Genomic DNA, 19,337 nt, shown 5'->3' with positions numbered 1-19,337 from the left:
GTCGTCAAGCTTATTTTTGAGCGGCAATAATTGGCGCTCAAAATATGGGCATACGGCTTTTTTTGAAGGTGAAGGGTGGGCGTCATAGACGCACCCACCCCTCCTAAAGATCGATGGAGAGCCTGATGCGCCCCGACAGGCGCTCGCCGGGGGCAACCGTCCCTAGACCCTGCCCTTCCCGCTGCGCCTGCGGCAAACCAAGCGCTCCGGCGGCCATGGAAACGGGCTCAAGACAGAGATAGCGCTCCATGCGGTGCACGGCGAGATGGCGGAAAACGGGATCGGCCTTAAGCCGTAGTGAAAACCTGCCGAAGTCGACCTGTGCGCTCGACCAATCGGTGAAATGCAATGTGTATCCCGTTGCGGCGGGAATGGCGGGTTTCGGGCGAGGTGCCGGCGGCTGGCCGGTTGGCACGTTCTGCGCGTCCAGCGGATGATGCAGTCTGGCGTCCGTCCGCGCATCGCAACCGAGCCCGGCCGCCAGATAGGGATGCCAGCCCAGCGACATCGGCGCCGGCCCATTCGCGCGATTGGTTATCGACAGTTCCACGGTAAGGCTGTCGTCTTCCAGCAGGAAAAACTGCTCGGCGCGGAAGGAAAAAGGCCACTCTCCGTCAGCCTCGTAGTCCAGTACCAGTGAGACCCGATCCGAAGACAGATCTGAAATCTCCCACGGCCGGCGGTGAGCCGGGCCATGCATGGCGTCAGGCGCAAGCGCCGGATGCGGCAGCAGGTCATGGCGGACACCTGCGTGGACGAAGGACCCGCCATAGAGCCGGTTGTGATAGGGAAACAGCGGATATGCGCCAGCCCTCGGCCAATTGAACGGCTCGAATTCCTGCTCCGTTGTCGGCACCAGAATATCGCCGTAGTCGAAGTGCCGCAGATGGGTCATTCTGCCACCCCAGGCGGGGCGCAGGCAGGCAGAGAGCCGCCCGCAGGCAATCGCAACGGTTTCAGGCGAAGGCATAGGAGCCGTCAGGCCGTTTCGGCACCCGTCTTTGCCAATGAACATAGCCATCTTCCTGCATGGCTTTTTCATCCATCTCGACACCCCAGCCGGGGCGGTCCGGCCTCAGTTCCAGATATCCGTCCTTCGGCAGATAGGGGTCGACGACATAGCGGGTTTCATCCTCGCGTTTTTCAAGATCGGTGCCGCCATAGACGTAGCATTGCCCTTTCGGCAGCCGGTATTCGAGAATGCGGAAATTCTGCTGGGCGGCGGAGAAGTGCACATTGACGGCGGTGGCGAGCGGTCCCATCGGGTTATGCGGCGCGATGCTGACGAAATGCGCTTCCGCCAGCGTGGCGATGCGGCGCATCTCCGAAATGCCGCCGACAACGCAGATGTCGGGCTGGATGATATCCGCACCCTTTACCTGAAGAAGGCGAAGGAACTCATTGCGATTATAGAGACTTTCACCGGTCGCCAACGTGCAGTTCAGCCCCTGTTTCAGGTCTCCCCACATCTCGATATTTTCGGGACGCAAAGGCTCTTCGAAGAACAGCGGGTCGTAAGGGGCAAGCGCATTGCCAAGCTGGCGGGCGGCCGCTGGCTCGAAAATCTTGGCATGGGCGTCGAAGGCGATGTCGTAGTCGGGCCGCACCGTTTCGCGAAGCGAGCGGAAATATTCGGCCGAACTGCGCACCACCTCCCCCCAGCGATGGGCGTGGATATCGAGGCGCCAAGGGCTGAGCTTGAAGGCCGTGAAGCCCCAGTCCTCGTTCAGCCGGTCGAACTCCTCCTTCGCCGCCGGCGCGTCCGGCGCGGTATAGACGCCGGCATAGACCTTGATACGGTCGCGTACTTCGCCGCCCAGCAGCTTGTAGACGGGCACGCCCGCCGCCTTGGCGGCGAGGTCCCAGAGGCAATGATCGAGCGCCGAGATTGCCGACAGACCGAGCGCTCCGGGCGGAAAGCGGTTCTGCTGGAGCAGGAGATTATAGAGATACTCCACCCGCGTCGGGTCCTGCCCGGCAAGGAAGCTATAGAGGTAGTCCAGCACCGGCGGCAGGGCGAGATCGGGGCCGTGATTGTAACACTCACCCCAGCCGGTCAAACCGTCATCGGTATCGAGGGCGACGATGACGCGGGGGCGGTCCTTGTCGCGGGTGACGAATACCCGCATGCGATCGATTTTCATGCTTCAGTCTTCCTCATGAATTGCAGCGTGCGGCAGGCCCGGCACTATCGGGCGACGGCCCCGTTCTTGACTTCGGATGGTTCGACGTAGCGGAATCTGCGGGTACGATCCCGGTCGCGCGGGTCAGGGCGCGGAATGGCGGAAAGAAGCGCCTGTGTGTAAGGGTGATCCGGCGCGTTGCAAACCTTTTCGGCCTCTCCCACTTCCACCAGCTTGCCGCGATACATCACCCCGACGCGGTCGCACATATAGCGGATGACGCCGATGTCGTGGCTGATGAAGATATAGGCGAGCCCCAGTTCATCCTGCAGCCGCATCAGAAGATCCAGCACCTGGAACCGCACCGAAACATCGAGCGCCGAGGTCGCCTCATCCGCGACGATGATGCGCGGCTTCAGCGTGATGGCGCGGGCGATGCCGATACGCTGACGCTGGCCGCCGGAAAAGGCGTGCGGGTAACGTTCACGCCCGGCAGGGTCGAGACCCACCTGCTCCATCAGCGCGCAGACGCGTTCATCCAGTTCCCTGCCCTTCGCAATACCGTTTACGAGCAATGGCTCGCCGATCACCTGCGCCACCGTCATGCGCGGATTGAGCGAACCGAACGGGTCCTGAAACACCATGCGTAATTCGCGCCGCGCGGCTTTCAGCTCCGCACCCTCGATTTTCGCCAAATCGACCACCGTGCCATCCGCACGGCGATAGAGCATCGCGCCGCCGGTCGGGTCGTAGAGGCGCATGATGGAACGGCCCATGGTGGTCTTACCGGAGCCGCTTTCGCCGACGATGCCGAGCGTTTCGCCGGGAAGCAGCCGGATCGATACGCCGTCCAGCGCCTTCATCTCGCCGAAATGCATGGAGAGGTCGTTGACCTCGAGGATGGGCGCGGCCGCAAGATCGAGCGGCGGGCGGGCGAGCCGGATTTCCGCCTTCTGCTCCAGCTTTAGAACGGAGCCGATCAGCATGCGGGTATAGGGATCTTTCGGATTGTGGAATATCTCGTCGACCGTGCCATATTCCTTGGCAACGCCGTGATGCATGACCAGCACGTCATCGGCAATCTGCGCCACCACGCCCATGTCATGGGTGATGAACAGCACCGCCATACCATGCGCCTTTTGCAGCCGCGATATCAGGTCGAGGATTTCGGCCTGTGTGGTGACATCGAGCGCCGTCGTCGGTTCGTCGGCAATCAACAGTTGGGGCTTGCAGGCCAGCGCCATGGCGATCATCGCACGCTGGCGCATGCCGCCGGAATATTGGAAGGCGTAACGATCCAGCGCCTTTTCAGGGTTAGGGATTTCCACCTGCCGCAACAGTTCGATGGCCTCGGCCCGCGCCTGCGCCTTGCTCATCTTCAGATGCAGGCGCAGGACTTCGGTGATCTGGTCACCCACGGTATGCACGGGTGAAAGCGACGACATCGGCTCCTGAAAGATCATCGCGATATCAGCGCCGCGCACCGAGCGGATGGCGCGGCTGCGCGGATCGAGCTTTGCCAGATCGAGAGACGTGCCGTCGGCGCGGTTGAGGATGATCGAGCCGGACGCAATGCGGCCGGGGCTGTCGATGATCTGCAGGATCGACCGGGCGGTAACGGATTTGCCGGAGCCGCTTTCGCCGACGACGCAGAGCGTCTTGCCGGGATCGATGGAGAAAGACAGGTCGTTGACGGCCCGGAAAACGCCGTTTCTGACCGGAAATTCGGTCACCAGATTACGGACTTCAAGCAGCGGCTTGGCTGGCTTCATGGAGAGAATGTCGCTCATCCGGGGCCTCACTTATTATAGGGGTCGGCTGCATCGCGCAGGCCGTCGCCGAGCAGATTGAGCGCCATGACGGCAATGACGACCGCCACACCGGGCAGGAACAGCCAGGGTGCGGTTGCAATCGAGCGGATATTCTGCGCCTCGCGAAGCAAAACGCCCCAGGAAATGGTGGGCGGCTGAAGGCCGAGACCGAGGAAGGACAGCGATGTTTCCGCAAGAATCATGGCCGGCACTGCAAGCGTGACCGAGGCGATGATATGGCTCGAAAAACTGGGCAGCATGTGGCGGAAGATGATGCGCCCTTCCGGCACGCCATCCAGCCTGGCCGCAGCCACGAATTCTTCGGTCCTGAGCGACAGGAACCGGCCGCGCACGACTCGGGCAAGCTGCGCCCAGCCGGTCAGGGACAGGATGATGGTGATCATCATATATTGCAGTGTGGCAGGCCAGCCCTGCGGCAGGGCGGCGGCCAGCGCCAGCCAGATGGGAATCGTGGGCAGCGATAGCACGAAGTCGATCACGCGCTGCATGACGAAATCGATGCGGCCGCCATAATATCCTGAAATGCCTCCCAGAACGACGCCGAGCAGCAACGAGAAGAACACGCCGACAAGACCGATGGACAGGGAGACCTGCGCCCCCTGCACCACGCGGCTGAAAACATCTCGGCCGAGACGATCCGCGCCGAAAAGGAAGAGCGGGCGCGTTTTATCGGTGGAGGCCAGCAGGTGGATATCCGTGGTGAACAGGCCGAAGACGGAATATTCGTAACCGCGACCGAAAAGCTGGACCGGGATTTTCTTCGCCGTATCTTCAACGAAGACGGCCGCCAGCGTTTCAGGATTGCGGGTCAGCTTCAGCGGATAATAATGCAGCCCGAGCGAGAAACCCTCGGTCGTATCGATGAAATGGACGCGCTGCGGCGGATGGAAGGTGGCGCGGGCATTCTGCAACACCGGATCGTTGATGGCGAAAAAGCCGGGCACCAACGCAACGATATACATGGCGACGGTGATGAACAGGGCTGCCATGGCCAGCTTGTGGCGCTTGAAGGCCCACCAGATGAGCTGCCACTGCGAGGCGACGGCGGCGCGGTCCTGCCGGGCATTGGTGGTCATGGTGATATCGCTCATGGCGCCCTCCTATTCGAGCCGGATGCGCGGATCGACCAGCGCAAGCAGGATGTCGCTGATAAGCGAACCGATCAGCGTCAGCGCGCAGATCAGCAGCACGAAAGCGCCGGCGAGATACATGTCCTGCGCCATCAGCGACTGCAAAAGCAGCGGCGCGGCCGTCGGCAGGTTGAGCACGATTGCGACAACCACGGAGCCCGAAATGAGATTGGGCAACAGCCATGCAATGGTGGAGATGAACGGATTGAGCGCAATTCTGAGCGGATATTTCGTCAGCAGCTTGAACTCGGACAAGCCTTTTGCCCGCGCGGTGGTGACATAGGGCTTGGGCAACTCATCCAGCATATTGGCGCGCATGACACGTATGAGGCTTGCGGTGGAAGACACGGCGAGAATGGCTACCGGCAGCCAGATATGGGCCATGAGGTCCATCATCTTGGCGATGCTCCATGAGGCGGTCTCGTATTCGGCTGAAAACAGCCCGCCGACATCGGCCCCGAACTCCACCGCCGCGACATACATCAGCACCAGCGCCAGCAGGAACGAGGGTATGGAAAGGCCGAAGAAAGAAAAGGCGGTGAAGAGATAATCGCCAATCGAATATTTGCGCACAGCGGAGAAGACGCCGATAGGAAGCGCGATGGCCCAGGTTGCAAGAAGGCTGGCGATGGCCAGAACCAGCGTCAGCGCCATGCGCTCCCAGATGAGGCCTGAAACTGGCTGCTGCCATTCGAAAGAAATGCCGAAATCACCGCGGCTGACGATGCCCCATATCCATTTCAGATATTGCACGATCATCGGGTCATCGAGGCCGAAACGTTCGCGCAGCTGCGCCGCCGTATTGTGGTCGATGACCTCGTTCGAGGCGGCCAATGTGGCGATATAGGTCGTCACATAGTCGCCGGGCGGCAGCTGGATCAGGACAAAGGCAAGGAAACTGACGGCAAACAGGGACGGTATCATCCACAGCAGGCGTTTTACGATAAAAAGCAGCATGTCGTTCTCGCAATCACATTGTGCCGCACGCGCCGCCCTCCACCAAGGAGACGGCTGTGGGTGGTCGAAGCAACCTGAGAGGCGTCGCCGCGTTACGGCAGCGACGCCCATGTGGCGATATCAGCTTGTGAAGGTGAACTGTTGCGGCAGCGCCGGGCCGGGATTGGGCCAGGTCCAGCTGTCGGGTTCCGTTTCCGGTACATTGCGCAGATTGTTGCGGATGATGCCGAAACCGCCCACAGCAAGGCAGAGGCCGATTGTCTCGAACTCTTCCGCCGCAATGTCGAAAATCTGCTTCATCTTCTCGCCGCGCTTGGCAAGGTCGGCCGTCGAGCGCGCCTCATCGAACAGCTTGAAGCGCTGCTTCTGGCTTTCCGGCGGCTCTTCGCCCTTCTGGCCATTCGAGGTGTACCAGAGCGCCCACGGAATGGCGTAACGCGACCCCTGCGGATGGAAGGCGAAGAAATCACGCGGATCGAGCATCGGATCGAGACCGCCGGGGCCGGGCCAGACGGCGGCATCATGGGCGTTGTCATCGCCGCGCGTATAATAGAGCGCGCGTTCGATGGTGTTGACCTTGATGTCGACGCCGATCTGCGCCCACTGCGCCTTCACCAGTTCCAGCGCATCGACCAGATCGGGATAGAGCGTCGGGATGACGTCAATCGAGAAGAAGACGGGCTGGCCGTCAGGCCGCAACCGCATGCCGTTGCCGTTCTTCTTGTCGTAACCGGCCTTGTCGAGAAGCTCGTTCGCCTTGTCCGCATCGTATTCGGTGAATTGCCGTGCCAGCTTTTCATTATACCAGGGATGTGTCGGGCGTGGCCCGGCCTGATAGCCCTCGCTCTGGCCGAAATAGACGATGTCGATGATTTCCTGCCGGTTGAGCGCGATGGACAACGCCTGACGGAACGACTTGTCGGCAAACATCTTGCGCATCGCCGGGTCTTTGTGGGTGATGTTCAGGTAAATCTGGCACTGCTGCGCGGCAGACGGCACCAAAGTCAGCAGACGGTAGTCACCCTTCTTCATGTTCTGAGACAGGGTCGGCTTGTTGGCGAGAACGCTGATATGGCGCTCCTGAATGTCGATCTTGCCGGAAATGACGTTCAGCATCAGCGATTCCACATCCTGCGAAATGCCGAAATTGATTTCGTCGATATAGGGTAACTGGTTGCCTTCGGTATCGACCTGCCAGAAGTAGGGGTTGCGGGTCATCACCACCCGGGTCGCACCGCCCGAATAGGGTTCCTTGACCACCCAGGGATCAAGCGTCGGCTTGTCGACATTCGACCAGCGGGACGGAATTTCGATATCGCCGCATTTGGCGCGGAACAGCTCTGTCCAGCTGGAGACACCCGCCGCCTTCACATCGGCATCGAGCGCCGTGTTGTATTTCGGCAGGAACTTGCTGCAATAGTGCTTTGGAAACAGCGTCGGATGCTGGCCGAGCGGCGTGGCGAGGTTTTCGAGATAAAGCGCATTCGGCGCGGCGAATTTGAATTTTACCGTGAAATCGTCGACTTTTTCGACATCGACCGCCTTGCCGGCCACGGAAAGCTGCGCCGGCGTGGCGCTGTAAAGCTCCTTGTTCTTGATGCAGTCCTCGATGGCGAACACCACGTCATCGGCGGTGAAGGGGTGGCCGTCCGACCATTTAGCACCCTCCAGCAAATGGAAGGTGAATTGCGACGCGTCGTCGTTGACTTCCCATTTCACCGCAAGGTTCGGCAGAACCTCGGTGAAATCCATGTTCCAGCGGACAAGGCCCTGATTGCCGACCATGCGCAGGATGCCGTTATGGTCCGATGAACCGCGCAGGCCACGGCGCAATGTGCCGCCATAGGTGCCGATTTTCTCGTGCGGCGTCACCACCATCGGATTTTTCGGCAGACGTTCGGCCAAAGGCGGCAATTTGCCGTCCTTTACCAGCGCCTCCAGTTCCGGCGCCTGCTTGCCGGCGGCAGCCCGCGCCGAGGTCCCGATGACGGAAAGGGCGGCCACGCCGCCAACACCCGCCATAAAGGTTCGGCGCGTTACGCCCAGTGAAAATGCTTCGCCATCGCGCATCGACAATCCTCCCAAAAAATCACCGGCAGCGAAACGGCTTTCACCGAACCGCGACGGCCCTCCCGGCCAGCCAGCACACCGATCCTCCATCGGCAGGGGCAGACCATATGAGCGTTTTCAGATGATTACAAGTATTGACAGATTTTTACATCTTTTTTATTTGTAGGCCGGTTTTCAGGATCAGGCTTAAAGAAAAAATCGGCAGGACAGCCCTCTCGCTCACAAAAACCCCGGTATTTCTGTTGCGATTGAAATGCAGGAAACCCATTAACTTCAGCGATTTGCAACGGAAGGGCTGCTGATGGACAATCACACTGCATCTGCCGCCGCTCGAGGCGAAACTCGGCTGAGCGACATCATCTACGAAAAAATCGTGGGCATGATTTCGGACGGGCGGTTTCCCGTGAACGAGCGGTTGCCATCGGAACAGAATCTGGCGTCGCTGTTTGGCGCGTCGCGGCCGGTTGTGCGGGAAGCGCTGGAGCGGCTTCGGAACGACGAGCTTATCGTTTCGCAAAAGGGATCCGGCTCCTATGTACGCCAGCAGCCGGATTCTTCCGTGTTGCAACAGGTGCCGGTCGGCTCGCTGGCCGACGTGCAGCGTTTTTTTGAGTTCAGGGCCGGATTGGAGGCTTCCGCGGCTGAGCTTGCGGCGCGCAACTGGCAGGCAGCGGACAGAGTGCGTATCGAGCAGGCGATAGCCGCGCTGGAACAGTGTCTCGAGCGCAACGATCTCGGCGCGGAGGAAGACTTCGCCCTGCACGAAGCCATCGCGAAGGCGAGCCATAACCAGTTCCACATCACGGTGCGGATCTGGTTCAAGCCCCATTTCGCCATCGGCCAGTCGGTGACACGCAGCCTCAGCCTCAAGCGGACGCCGCAGCATGTGCGCGAAGTCCAGAACGAGCACACGGCCATCGTGGAAGCGATTTTTGCGCGGCGTGAGCAGGCCGCGCATGACGCGATGAAAGACCACATATTGAAGGCGCGCGCCCGCATGTTTCAGGGCGTCGGCAGCTAGGCCGCACCCTGCAATGTCGAAAACAGAATCATAAAGGGCGGATGAGGGAGAGGAACCAGTGAGCCAGCCACACGTCATAGAACCGAAGCTCCGTTCCCTGATCGATACCCCGCTGAAGGTCGGCGAGTCGCCTGCCTGGGACGAGCGAACCGGCGATCTGTGGTTCGTCGATATTCTCGCGCCTGCCATTTTTCGCCTGCATCCCGGTGGAAAACTCGACAGATACGACATGCCCGCCCAGGTGGGCTGTCTCGGCCTTTGCGACAATGGCTTGATCGTGGCGGGCCTCAAGACCGGTGTGCATCTTCTCGATCCCGCGAGCGGCAAGCTCGATCTTCTCTGCGACCCGGACGACGGGCGGCCCGACAGCCGCCTCAACGACGGAAAGGTCGGTCCGGACGGCCATTTCTGGGTGGGGACCCGCGACGAGGCCGCGATACAGACAGGCAATGCCCGCCTCTATCGCGTCGCCCCGGATGGCGGCATCGAATGCATCATCGATGGCGACATGTTCACATCGAACGGGCTTGCCTGGAGCCCGGACGGCAGGCGCATGTACCATTCCGACAGCAGCGGCCTCATGTATCAGGCGTTCGATTTCGATGTCGCGACCGGCAGGCTCGGCCCGGCCGAACGCCTGCACGATTTCGCGCCGGATGAAGGCAGGCCGGACGGTGCGGCGACCGATTGCGAAGGCTGTTACTGGAGCGCCGGCGTTCAGGCGGGACGTCTCAACCGTTTTTCACCGGACGGCGAATTGTTCGAGATTTACAGGCTGCCATTCAAGGGGCCGACCATGCCGTGTTTCGGCGGTCCCGACCTCAAGACGATATACCTCACAAGTCTCGTAACCGAGACGGACGGAATAACCACCGCAGGCACGGTTGTCGCATTCGATGCCCCGGTCGCCGGCACACCCGTTCACAAATTCTCCATCTGAAGATGACTTTTGATCTTAAGGAACCCAGTTGATGACGACATTCGATTTTCGCCAGGCCCTGCAGGGCATCTCCGGTGTTCCGGTAACGGCTTACGATGCAAGCGGCGAAGTGGAGACCGGTGTTACAGCCGAGGTTTACGCCCGCGTCGCGAAGGCAGGCATCCACAATATCGTTGCGGCAGGCAATACGGGCGAATTCTACGCCTTGACGCCCGCGGAAATTCTGAAGGTTTATGAGGCTGCGATAAAAGGCGTCAGCGGCAAAGCCCCGGTTACGGCGGCGATTGGCCGCTCGCAGCGCGAGGCGCTCTCCATGGCGCGTCAGGCAAAAGAAATGGGCGCATCCGCCGTCATGTCGCATCAGCCGGTCGACCCTTTTGCAGCCCCGCAATCGCAGATCGACTATTTTATCGGCCTTGCGGAGGGCAGCGAATTGCCGCTCGTCGCCTATGTCCGGGCGGACGGCTTTTCGGTCGATGACATGGTAAGGCTCGCCGGCCACCCGAATGTCGCCGGCATCAAGTTCGCGACGACCGACATCATGCTTCTGTCGCGCGCGATTGCCGCTTCCGATCCGAACGGCGCTCTATATGTCTGTGGACTGGCTGAAAGCTGGGCGCCTGCCTTCGCGGCGGTTGGTGCGCGCGGCTTTACATCCGGTCTCGTCAATGTCGCGCCGCAATTTTCGCTGCAGGTTCACGACGCCCTGACGGCCGGCAATTTCCCGGCCGCACGGAAGATCATCGAAAAGATCGAATTGTTCGAACGGCTGCGGACACGATATCGCAACGGCGCAAACGTGACCGTGGTGAAGGAAGCCATGGAAATTCTGGGGATGAAGGTTGGCCCCGTGCGTGCGCCGGGACTTGCCCGTCTGGACAAAGAAGACCGCGCAACACTCGAAGGACTGCTTGCCAGCTGGCGTTGATGGACGCCGTACCGGCAAGCTGCACGTTTTCGCTTTGATCAGATCATATGCCGGCCATGAGCCGGCATATGCTTTCCGGGCCTGATTGCCTCAGCCGAACAGTGCAAGGCTGCTCTTCACGGTAACCCATACGCCCCACAGAAGCGGAATACCGACAGCAACCCAGGCAAGTGCCGCCTTGGTGTCCAGCCCGCCACGTCCGATGCCGAAGGAGCCTGTCGGGCCGGCATTGGCGGCCGCCGTCTTTGCCTGCAGCGTCGCGACCTCCGCATCCGACATGAACCACTTGTCCGAAAGCGGCCGCACGAAGGCATTGGCCACGAGGCCGATCGCCAGCATGCCCGCCAGAATATACATCGTGCTGGTGTAGAGCGCGGGTCCTGGCGCCACGCCCGCCGCAATCTGCGCCTCACGGATGTAGTTGACGACGACAGGGCCGGCTATGCCCGCAGTCGCCCACGCCGTCAGCAGGCGGCCGTGGATTGCGCCGACGAACTGCGTGCCGAAAATATCGGCGAGATAAGCGGGAATGGTCGCAAAACCACCGCCATACATCGACAGGATGATACCGAAGGCGAGAACGAAGAGCGCCTTGTTGCCCATCGTCGCAAGCGTCGGCGCCAGCGCATAAAGAATGATGCCGAGAATGAAGAAGCAGAAATAAGTGTTCTTGCGGCCGATCTTGTCGGACATCGACGCCCAGAAGAAGCGGCCGCCGATGTTGAACAGGGAAAGCAGCCCGGTGAAACCGGCAGCAATCGCCGCGATCTGCGCCTTCTGCCCTGCATCGAGATCCGCAAAACCCACGCCGGGTAAGCCGATCAGCGAGCCTGCGAAGATTTCCTGCAGCATGGGCGAAGCCATGCCGATGACGCCGATACCTGCCGAAACGTTGAGGCACAGCACCGCCCAGATGAGCCAGAACTGCGGCGTCTTATGTGCGTCGCGCAGGTGCACGTGGCGATGGGTTATCATCGCGCTTTTGGCGGAGGGCGCGGTCCAGCCTTCCGGACGCCAGCCCGACGGCGGAATGCGGTAACCGAAAGCGCCCGCCATCATGAAGACGAAATAGATCAGGGCCATGACGACGAAAGTCTGCCAGACGCCGACCGAAACGTCCGTCTTGAAGTTGTTCATCAGCAGATTAGCAAGCGGCGCGCCGATCATCGCACCACCGCCGAAACCCATGATGGCCATGCCCGTCGCCATGCCGCGACGGTCCGGGAACCATTTGATCAGCGTCGATACGGGCGAAATATAGCCAAGGCCGAGGCCGATACCGCCGATGACACCGGCGCCCAGCCACATCAGCCACAGTTGATGCGTGATGACGCCGACTGCCGCCACCAGAATGCCGCCGCACCAGCAGCAGGCGGAAACGAAGCCGGCCTTGCGCGGCCCCACTCTTTCCAGCCAGCCGCCCCAGATGGCCGCCGAGCAGCCGAGAAGAACGAAGAAAAGCGTATAGATCCAGCCGAGATCGGCGACGCGCCAGTTGCACTCAGTGGTGAACAGCGCACCCAGAAGGGTAAGGCTGGAGCAACTGGGGTCCGTGGCCGGCAGCGCCTTCGACAGCGGCAGCCAGAACACGCTGAAGCCATAGGCCATGCCGATGCATAGATGAATGGCAAGGGCCGCCGGCGGCACCAGCCAGCGATTGAAACCCGGTCTTGCGATTATTCGTTCGCGGTCCAAAAACCCGGCTTGCGCCGCCTCTCCCGCTGTCGCACCTGCTACTGCCATTGACATTACCTCCCTCGTGGATGTCTGGACATGTCACGTTCGCCCCGCCGGGCGAACACCGATATCGCCGAACGTCCCCCGTCCGGCCGAAAGTGTGATTTTGCGGTCGCGCCGCTCAAGCCTCTGTGCTTTCCGGGACGCTCGGTTCCGAAAGGGACTCACCCGCAATTGGTCCTTTGCCGCCCGGCGCGCCCTTCGCGTCGTCGCCGAGACCCACGGCATCGGCCGCCGGATCGTCGGGCCGCTTGATCTTCTTCGACGCGGCAAGCACAAGCGGCAGAAAATCACCGGCCCCGGCATCCACCATTTCGAAGAACCGGCGTCGCATGCGCGGTTCCCAGAACTTGTTGATGTGGGTCGCGACACCTTCGATGCGTATATCTTCCGGCTGCGACAGAAAGAATGTCGCGATCTGGTTCGCCATTCTCACCAGCTTTTCATCGGTGTGGTTGAGCAACATGACCTCTTCCCCCGCGCCGGCTGCCGGCCGACGCCTCTGTGTGTGACAAGGCCGGGCGCACCCGGCCCTCCTTATTCCGCCGCCTCGAGCTTGCCGCTGATCCGCCGCGAACGGCGGCCAAGCGCATCATATTCCTCCTGCCATTCCGTCGGCCCGTTGGAAGGCGATACCTGCACGGCGGTCACCTTGTATTCCGGACAGTTGGTCGCCCAGTCGGAGAAGTCGGTAGTGATGACGTTCGCCTGCGTGCCGGGATGGTGGAAGGTCGTATAGACCACGCCGGGCGCCACGCGGTCGGTAATCAGCGCCCGCAGCGTCGTATCGCCCGACCGGCTGGCGAGCTTGATCCAGTCGCCATCCTTCACGCCGCGCTGTTCGGCATCGTGCGGGTGGATTTCGAGCCGATCCTCCTCATGCCAGACGACGTTTTCAGTGCGCCGTGTCTGCGCCCCGACATTGTATTGCGACAGGATACGGCCGGTGGTCAGCAACAGTGGGAACCGCGGCCCCGTGCGTTCGTCCGTCGCCACATATTCGGTGCGGATGAACTTGCCCTTGCCGCGCACGAAACCATCCACATGCATGATCGGCGAACCATCCGGGAATTTCTCGTTGCAGGGCCACTGCACCGAGCCCTTCTCCTCCAGATAGTCGTAGGAAACACCGGCAAAGCTCGGTGTCGTCGCGGCGATCTCGTCCATGATCTCGGACGGATGCGCGTAATTCCACGCAAGACCCATGGCCTGCGCCAGCTTCTGCGTCACTTCCCAGTCGGCATAACCGTTCTTCGGGGACATGACCTTGCGCACGCGGTTGATGCGGCGCTCGGCATTGGTGAAGGTGCCGTCCTTTTCGAGGAACGTGGATCCCGGCAGGAAGACATGGGCGTAATTCGCCGTCTCGTTCAGGAAGAGATCGTGCACCACGACACATTCCATCGCGGCGAGACCGGCCGAGACGTGCTTCGTATCCGGATCGGACTGGAGAATGTCCTCGCCCTGAATATAGATGCCCTTGAAGCTGCCATCCACGGCCGCATCGAGCATGTTGGGAATACGCAGCCCCGGCTCGTTGTTAAGCTTCACGCCCCAGAGTTTCTCGAAGATGTCGCGCGTGGCATCGTCGGAAATATGCCGATAGCCGGGAAGCTCGTGCGGGAAAGACCCCATGTCGCAGGAACCCTGAACATTGTTCTGACCGCGCAGCGGATTAACGCCTACACCGGGGCGGCCGATATTGCCGGTCGCCATGGCCAGATTGGCGATTGCCATCACCGTGGTAGACCCCTGGCTGTGTTCGGTGACACCGAGCCCGTAATAGATGGCGCCATTGCCACCCCTGGCATAAAGACGTGCAGCGCCGCGCACCTCTTCCGCCGGCACACCGGTAAAGCTTTCGGTTTCTTCCGGGCTATGCTGAGGCTCGGCGACGAAAGCGGCCCAATCCTCGAATTCCGACCAGTCGCAGCGCTCGCGAATGAAGGCTTCGTTGAACAGACCTTCCGTGACGATGACATGCGCAAGCGCCGTCAGCACCGCGACATTCGTTCCGGGCTTCAGCGGCAGGTGGAAGGACGCCTCCACATGCGGCGTGCGGACGAGATCGATACGGCGCGGATCGATGACGATCAGCTTCGCGCCCTGGCGCAGCCGCTTCTTCAGCCGCGAGCCGAAAACAGGATGCCCATCCGTCGGATTGGCGCCGATCACGAGCACCACATCGGACTGCTCGACGCTATCGAAATTCTGCGTGCCGGCGGAGGTGCCGAAAGCCTGGCCAAGACCGTAGCCCGTCGGCGAATGGCAGACGCGGGCGCAGGTATCGACGTTGTTATTGCCGAAGCCGGCGCGGATGAGCTTCTGGACGAGGAAGGTTTCTTCGTTCGTGCAGCGGGACGAGGTGATGCCGCCGATGGATTCCCGGCCATATTGGCCCTGAATACGCCGGAACTCCGAGGCAACATGGGAGAAGGCCTCCTCCCATGTGACTTCCCGCCATGGATCGCTGATCTTCTCGCGGATCATCGGGTTGAGAATGCGGTCCCTGTGGGTGGCATAACCATAAGCGAAGCGGCCCTTGACGCAGGAGTGGCCGCGATTGGCCTGCCCGTCCTTCCACGGCACCATGCGCACCAGCTCCTCACCGCGCATTTCCGCCTTGAAGGAGCAGCCGACACCGCAATAGGCGCAGGTCGTGACCAGCGAATGCTCCGGCTGGCCGATCTCGATCACCGATTTCTCCGTCAGCGTCGCCGTCGGACAGGCCTGCACGCAGGCGCCGCAGGAAACGCAGTCGGAATCGAGGAACGCCTCATGCGCGCCGGGCGACACACGGCTTTCAAAACCTCGTCCTTCGATCGTCAGCGCGAAAGTGCCCTGCACTTCCTCGCAGGCGCGCACGCAACGGGAGCAGACGATGCATTTGGAAGGATCGTAGGTGAAATAGGGATTGCTTTCATCCTTCGGCATCCAGCGCGCGTTAAGATCGCCATCGCCAGTGCGGGCCTTGACGTGGTTGTCGCCTTCGTATCCGTAGCGCACATCGCGCAGGCCCACGGCGCCGGCCATATCCTGCAGTTCGCAATCGCCATTGGCGGCGCAGGTCAGACAGTCGAGCGGGTGATCGGAGATATAAAGCTCCATCACGCCCTTGCGGATCTGCTTCAGCCGCTCCGTCTGCGTGTGAACGACGAGACCGGGGGCGACAGGCGTGGTGCAGGAGGCGGGGGTGCCATTGCGGCCCTCCACCTCGATCAGACAGAGGCGGCAGGAACCGAAGGCATCCACCATGTCGGTGGCGCAGAGCTTTGGAACATCGATACCCGCTTCGCGCGAGGCGCGCATGATCGAGGTTCCCGCAGGCACAGTCACCTGCCTGCCGTCGATGGTGAGCGTCACCATGTCCGTTGCGTGGGATTTGGGGGTTCCATAGTCGAATTCTGTTACAAGGGCCATGGTCTTACTCCGCCGCTTCAACACGTGGGATGGGGGCAAAATCATCAGGGAAATGCCGAAGTGCGCTCATGACGGGATAGGGCGTGAAACCGCCGAGCGCACAGAGCGAACCGAATTTCATGGTTTCGCAGAGGTCTGCGAGGAGTGCCGTATTTTTCTCCGGCTCGATGCCGAGCGCGATCCTGTCCACCGTCTCGACGCCGCGTGTGGAGCCGATGCGACAGGGCGTGCACTTCCCGCAGCTTTCGACGGCGCAGAATTCCAGCGCGAACCGGGCCTGATGCAGCATATCGGCGGTATCGTCGAAAACCACGATACCCGCATGGCCGATCAGGCCACCGGCGACGGTGAAGGCTTCATAGTCGAAGATCGTATCGAACAGCGAAACCGGGAAATAGGCCCCGAGCGGACCGCCCACCTGCACCGCCTTGACCGGGCGGCCGGTGATCGTGCCGCCACCGATATCATTTATCAGCTGCCCGAGCGGCAGGCCGAAGGCGGTCTCATAAAGCCCGCCATGCCGGATGTTTCCGGCAAGCTGGATGGGAATGGTGCCATGCGAGCGGCCGACGCCGAAATCGCGATAAAACGCCGCGCCGCGATCCATGATGACCGGAATAGAGGCGAGCGAAATCACATTGTTGACGACGGTGGGCCTGCCGAACAGGCCCTGCAAAGCAGGAAGCGGCGGCTTGGCGCGCACGGTTCCGCGCTTGCCCTCCAGACTGTTCAGAAGCGAGGTTTCCTCGCCGCAGACATAGGCGCCGGCACCCATGCGCACTTCGAGATCGAAGGCCCGCCCGGAACCAAGCACGGATGGGCCAATGATGCCTTCGCGGCGGGCGATTGCGATTGCCTGCTCCATGACCTTGATGGCGTAAGGATATTCCGAGCGCGTATAGATGAAACCTTTCGTCGCGCCGACGGCGAGGCCGGCAATCGCCATGCCTTCGATCAGCACGAAGGGATCGCCTTCCATGATCATGCGGTCGGCGAAGGTGCCGCTATCGCCCTCATCGGCATTGCAGACGATATATTTCTGGTCGGCCACCGCATCGGCGACGGTCTTCCATTTGATACCGGTCGGGAAACCCGCGCCGCCGCGTCCGCGCAGGCCGCTTTCGGTCACTTGGGCAACGATATCGACCGGCGCCATGGCGACGGCTTTTTCGAGGCCTTTCAAGCCCTGATAGGTGCGATAATCCGCCAGCGACAACGGATCGGTAACGCCGCAACGGGCAAATGTCAGGCGCGTCTGGCTTTTCAGGAACGGAATGTCCTTCGTCGGCCCGAGACAGAGACGATGCTCGCCGCCGGTGAGAAAACCCGCATCGAAAAGCGAAGCAACGTCGCTGGCCTTGACCGGCCCGTAGGCAATACGGCCATGTTCGGTGCGCACTTCCACCAGCACTTCAAGCCAGAGCATGCCGCGCGAGCCATTGCGGACAATATGAACCTCGAGGTTGCGGCTGGCCGCCTCGCGGCCGATTGCTTCGGCGACACGGTCTGCGCCAACGGCAAGCGCGGCGGAATCGCCTGGAACAAAAACGGTGACACTCATCGGCGCGCCTCCGCCAGAATGTCGCCAAGACAGTGCTCATCCAGTCGTGCATGAAGCTCGCCATCCAGCATCAGCGCGGGCGCCTGTGCGCAAAGCCCGAGACAGAAGACTGGCTCCAGCGTGACGGAACCGTCGGCTGCGGTTTCGTGCCAGTCGAGGCCGAGCCGGTGCTTGATGGTTTCCGCAAGAGGCTCGCCACCCATCGACTGGCAAGCCTCGGCGCGACAGAGCTTCAGCACATGCCGGCCGGACGGATGATCTCGAAAATCGGGATAGAAGGTCACGACGCCATGGACCTCGGCGCGCGATATATTCAGCGCGGATGCGACGATCTGCTTGGCGCTTTCCGGTATGTAGCCGAATTCTTCCTGCACCGCGTGCAGAATGGGCAGCAATGGCCCCTCCAGGTGGAGAAGTTCGTCAATGATGGCGGAAACACGAGCCGCCTCATCTGCGGCAACCGCACGGATATTCATAAGCCAGTCCTCCCAAACCGACAGGGGCAGGTATGGCGAACGGCACATGTTTCAGTGTCAGCGCAGCCCCTGCATGGTTCGGGAGAATGGCGAGGTCGGCCGGATCAGGTCAATAATGTGTTTTCGTCAACCGATAGGAAATTCCTATCAAAAGCCATCGCCGCTGCGCGCTGACGCGCCTCATGAAGAAGCGCAGAAACGAGTGGCGTGTGCGGTTCACGATAGGTCGCGATCAGCCCCACTAGGTGCTCCGCATCCGGCTCGGTAATCGGTATCATTCTGATCTGTTTTGGAAAACCGAATGATTCCGCTATGTTACGCGGCATTATTGAAGCCCATTGTCCGGTTCGGATATGCGAAAACAGCACAATCATGGAGTTGGACTCCAATGTCGGCTTCACCTCAACGCCCGCTTCAGCCATATGCTTGTTGATGATGCGGCGGTTCTGCATATCCGAAGTCAATAGGCATAACCTAAGACCTGAAACCTGCTTCCAGGTAACGCTTTCCTGATCGGCGAGCGGCGTTCCGGCTGCTGCAATCAGGTGATATCGCTCCGAATAGAGCGGTACCGTGGTCACTCGGCCAAGAGGTTCATTGTCGAGATAGCTGATTCCCGCGTCGATCTCGAGATTTTCGATCTGGCTCAGCACCTGAAGCGAGGTGCGTGACGTCACGGAAAAGGTCACATCTGGATGCCGCGCCTGAAAGGATTCCGTCAATCGCGGCACCATCGCAAGGGCCGTCGGAATGACCGCAAGGCGGATGTGGCCCGCCAGACCCTTGCGCGCCGCCCGCATTTCCTCACGCATGGTGCGCGTATCGGCGACGATGCGACGCGCCCATTCGAGAACACGCTGGCCCTCCGGTGTCAGCCCCTGATAACGCGCCGCACGCACCACAAGAACGACACCAAGCTGGTCCTCCAGTTGCCGGATCGCGGCGGAGAGACTGGGTTGAGAAACGCCGCACTCCTCCGCCGCGCGGCCAAAATGCCCTGCGCGCGCCAATGCAATGAAAAATTCCAGCTTGTCGATCATGCGTCCTCCCGCGTCGCTCGCGACCCTGCGGATGGTGCGAGCAGGAGAACACTAGAACGAGGCGGGGAAGCCCGCAAATGGATGCCGTTGTTTTCCTGAAAA

The 19,337-nt window shown here is 61.1% G+C and carries 15 protein-coding genes; 3 read left to right on the top strand and 12 right to left on the bottom strand.

What is annotated here, in order from left to right:
- Nucleotides 1-103: 103 nt before the first annotated feature.
- From PIB16_RS12075 to PIB16_RS12050, 6 genes are all read right to left on the bottom strand, one after another.
- A complete protein-coding gene (locus PIB16_RS12075) occupies nucleotides 104-970 on the bottom strand; it encodes an aldose 1-epimerase (protein ID WP_174000742.1) in 867 nt (288 codons plus the stop codon).
- The gene (locus PIB16_RS12070; protein WP_137005748.1) at nucleotides 957-2,144 is read right to left on the bottom strand and encodes a galactarate dehydratase; all 1,188 of its coding nucleotides are present in this window, start codon (nucleotides 2,142-2,144) and stop codon (nucleotides 957-959) included. Before PIB16_RS12070 ends, PIB16_RS12075 begins: the two co-directional genes overlap by 14 nt.
- A gap of 44 nt (nucleotides 2,145-2,188) precedes the next feature.
- Complete coding sequence (locus PIB16_RS12065) at nucleotides 2,189-3,913, bottom strand: ABC transporter ATP-binding protein (protein WP_174000740.1); 1,725 nt, start codon at nucleotides 3,911-3,913, stop codon at nucleotides 2,189-2,191.
- A gap of 8 nt (nucleotides 3,914-3,921) precedes the next feature.
- Nucleotides 3,922-5,046, bottom strand: coding sequence for an ABC transporter permease (locus PIB16_RS12060; RefSeq protein ID WP_003521679.1), 1,125 nt, complete (start codon nucleotides 5,044-5,046; stop codon nucleotides 3,922-3,924).
- 9 nt (nucleotides 5,047-5,055) lie between these two features.
- Entirely contained in the window at nucleotides 5,056-6,042 is a 987-nt protein-coding gene (locus PIB16_RS12055) for an ABC transporter permease (protein WP_003521681.1), read from the bottom strand.
- A 120-nt stretch (nucleotides 6,043-6,162) separates the two neighbouring features.
- Nucleotides 6,163-8,112, bottom strand: coding sequence for an ABC transporter substrate-binding protein (locus PIB16_RS12050; RefSeq protein ID WP_035260480.1), 1,950 nt, complete (start codon nucleotides 8,110-8,112; stop codon nucleotides 6,163-6,165).
- Between the two features lie 301 nt (nucleotides 8,113-8,413).
- On the opposite strand from PIB16_RS12050, the gene PIB16_RS12045 reads away from it, so the two are divergent.
- Genes PIB16_RS12045 through PIB16_RS12035 form a run of 3 tightly spaced genes read left to right on the top strand, consistent with a single transcriptional unit; the run spans nucleotide 8,414 to nucleotide 11,001 of the window.
- Nucleotides 8,414-9,133, top strand: a complete 720-nt coding sequence (locus PIB16_RS12045) for a FadR/GntR family transcriptional regulator (RefSeq protein ID WP_003521683.1) — start codon at nucleotides 8,414-8,416, stop codon at nucleotides 9,131-9,133.
- 58 nt (nucleotides 9,134-9,191) lie between these two features.
- Nucleotides 9,192-10,073 (top strand): SMP-30/gluconolactonase/LRE family protein, encoded by an 882-nt coding sequence (locus PIB16_RS12040; protein ID WP_125146227.1) that lies wholly within the window; start codon nucleotides 9,192-9,194, stop codon nucleotides 10,071-10,073.
- Between the two features lie 31 nt (nucleotides 10,074-10,104).
- Nucleotides 10,105-11,001 (top strand): dihydrodipicolinate synthase family protein, encoded by an 897-nt coding sequence (locus PIB16_RS12035; protein WP_174000738.1) that lies wholly within the window; start codon nucleotides 10,105-10,107, stop codon nucleotides 10,999-11,001.
- 90 nt (nucleotides 11,002-11,091) lie between these two features.
- On the opposite strand, the gene PIB16_RS12030 is transcribed toward PIB16_RS12035, so the two are convergent.
- The 6 genes from PIB16_RS12030 to PIB16_RS12005 form a co-directional block, all read right to left on the bottom strand.
- A complete protein-coding gene (locus PIB16_RS12030) occupies nucleotides 11,092-12,744 on the bottom strand; it encodes an OFA family MFS transporter (RefSeq protein ID WP_142845733.1) in 1,653 nt (550 codons plus the stop codon).
- Between the two features lie 115 nt (nucleotides 12,745-12,859).
- Nucleotides 12,860-13,204 carry a formate dehydrogenase subunit delta gene (locus tag PIB16_RS12025; RefSeq protein WP_065657700.1) on the bottom strand — a complete coding sequence of 115 codons (345 nt, stop codon included), beginning with the start codon at nucleotides 13,202-13,204 and terminating at the stop codon, nucleotides 12,860-12,862.
- Between the two features lie 71 nt (nucleotides 13,205-13,275).
- The gene (fdhF, locus tag PIB16_RS12020; protein ID WP_059756356.1) at nucleotides 13,276-16,158 is read right to left on the bottom strand and encodes a formate dehydrogenase subunit alpha; all 2,883 of its coding nucleotides are present in this window, start codon (nucleotides 16,156-16,158) and stop codon (nucleotides 13,276-13,278) included.
- A gap of 4 nt (nucleotides 16,159-16,162) precedes the next feature.
- The gene (locus PIB16_RS12015; protein ID WP_174000736.1) at nucleotides 16,163-17,719 is read right to left on the bottom strand and encodes a formate dehydrogenase beta subunit; all 1,557 of its coding nucleotides are present in this window, start codon (nucleotides 17,717-17,719) and stop codon (nucleotides 16,163-16,165) included.
- On the bottom strand, nucleotides 17,716-18,195 hold the full coding sequence (locus PIB16_RS12010; RefSeq protein WP_104680025.1) for a formate dehydrogenase subunit gamma: 480 nt from the start codon (nucleotides 18,193-18,195) through the stop codon (nucleotides 17,716-17,718). The genes PIB16_RS12015 and PIB16_RS12010 overlap by 4 nt, the downstream gene beginning before the upstream one ends.
- A 104-nt stretch (nucleotides 18,196-18,299) precedes the next feature.
- Nucleotides 18,300-19,235, bottom strand: coding sequence for a LysR family transcriptional regulator (locus PIB16_RS12005; protein ID WP_003521693.1), 936 nt, complete (start codon nucleotides 19,233-19,235; stop codon nucleotides 18,300-18,302).
- Nucleotides 19,236-19,337 lie beyond the last annotated feature (102 nt).

The organism is Agrobacterium sp. ST15.13.015 (genome assembly GCF_027871645.1).
Classification (GTDB): Bacteria; Pseudomonadota; Alphaproteobacteria; order Rhizobiales; family Rhizobiaceae; genus Agrobacterium; species Agrobacterium leguminum.
This window is presented reverse-complemented; position numbering and strand designations above follow the sequence as displayed.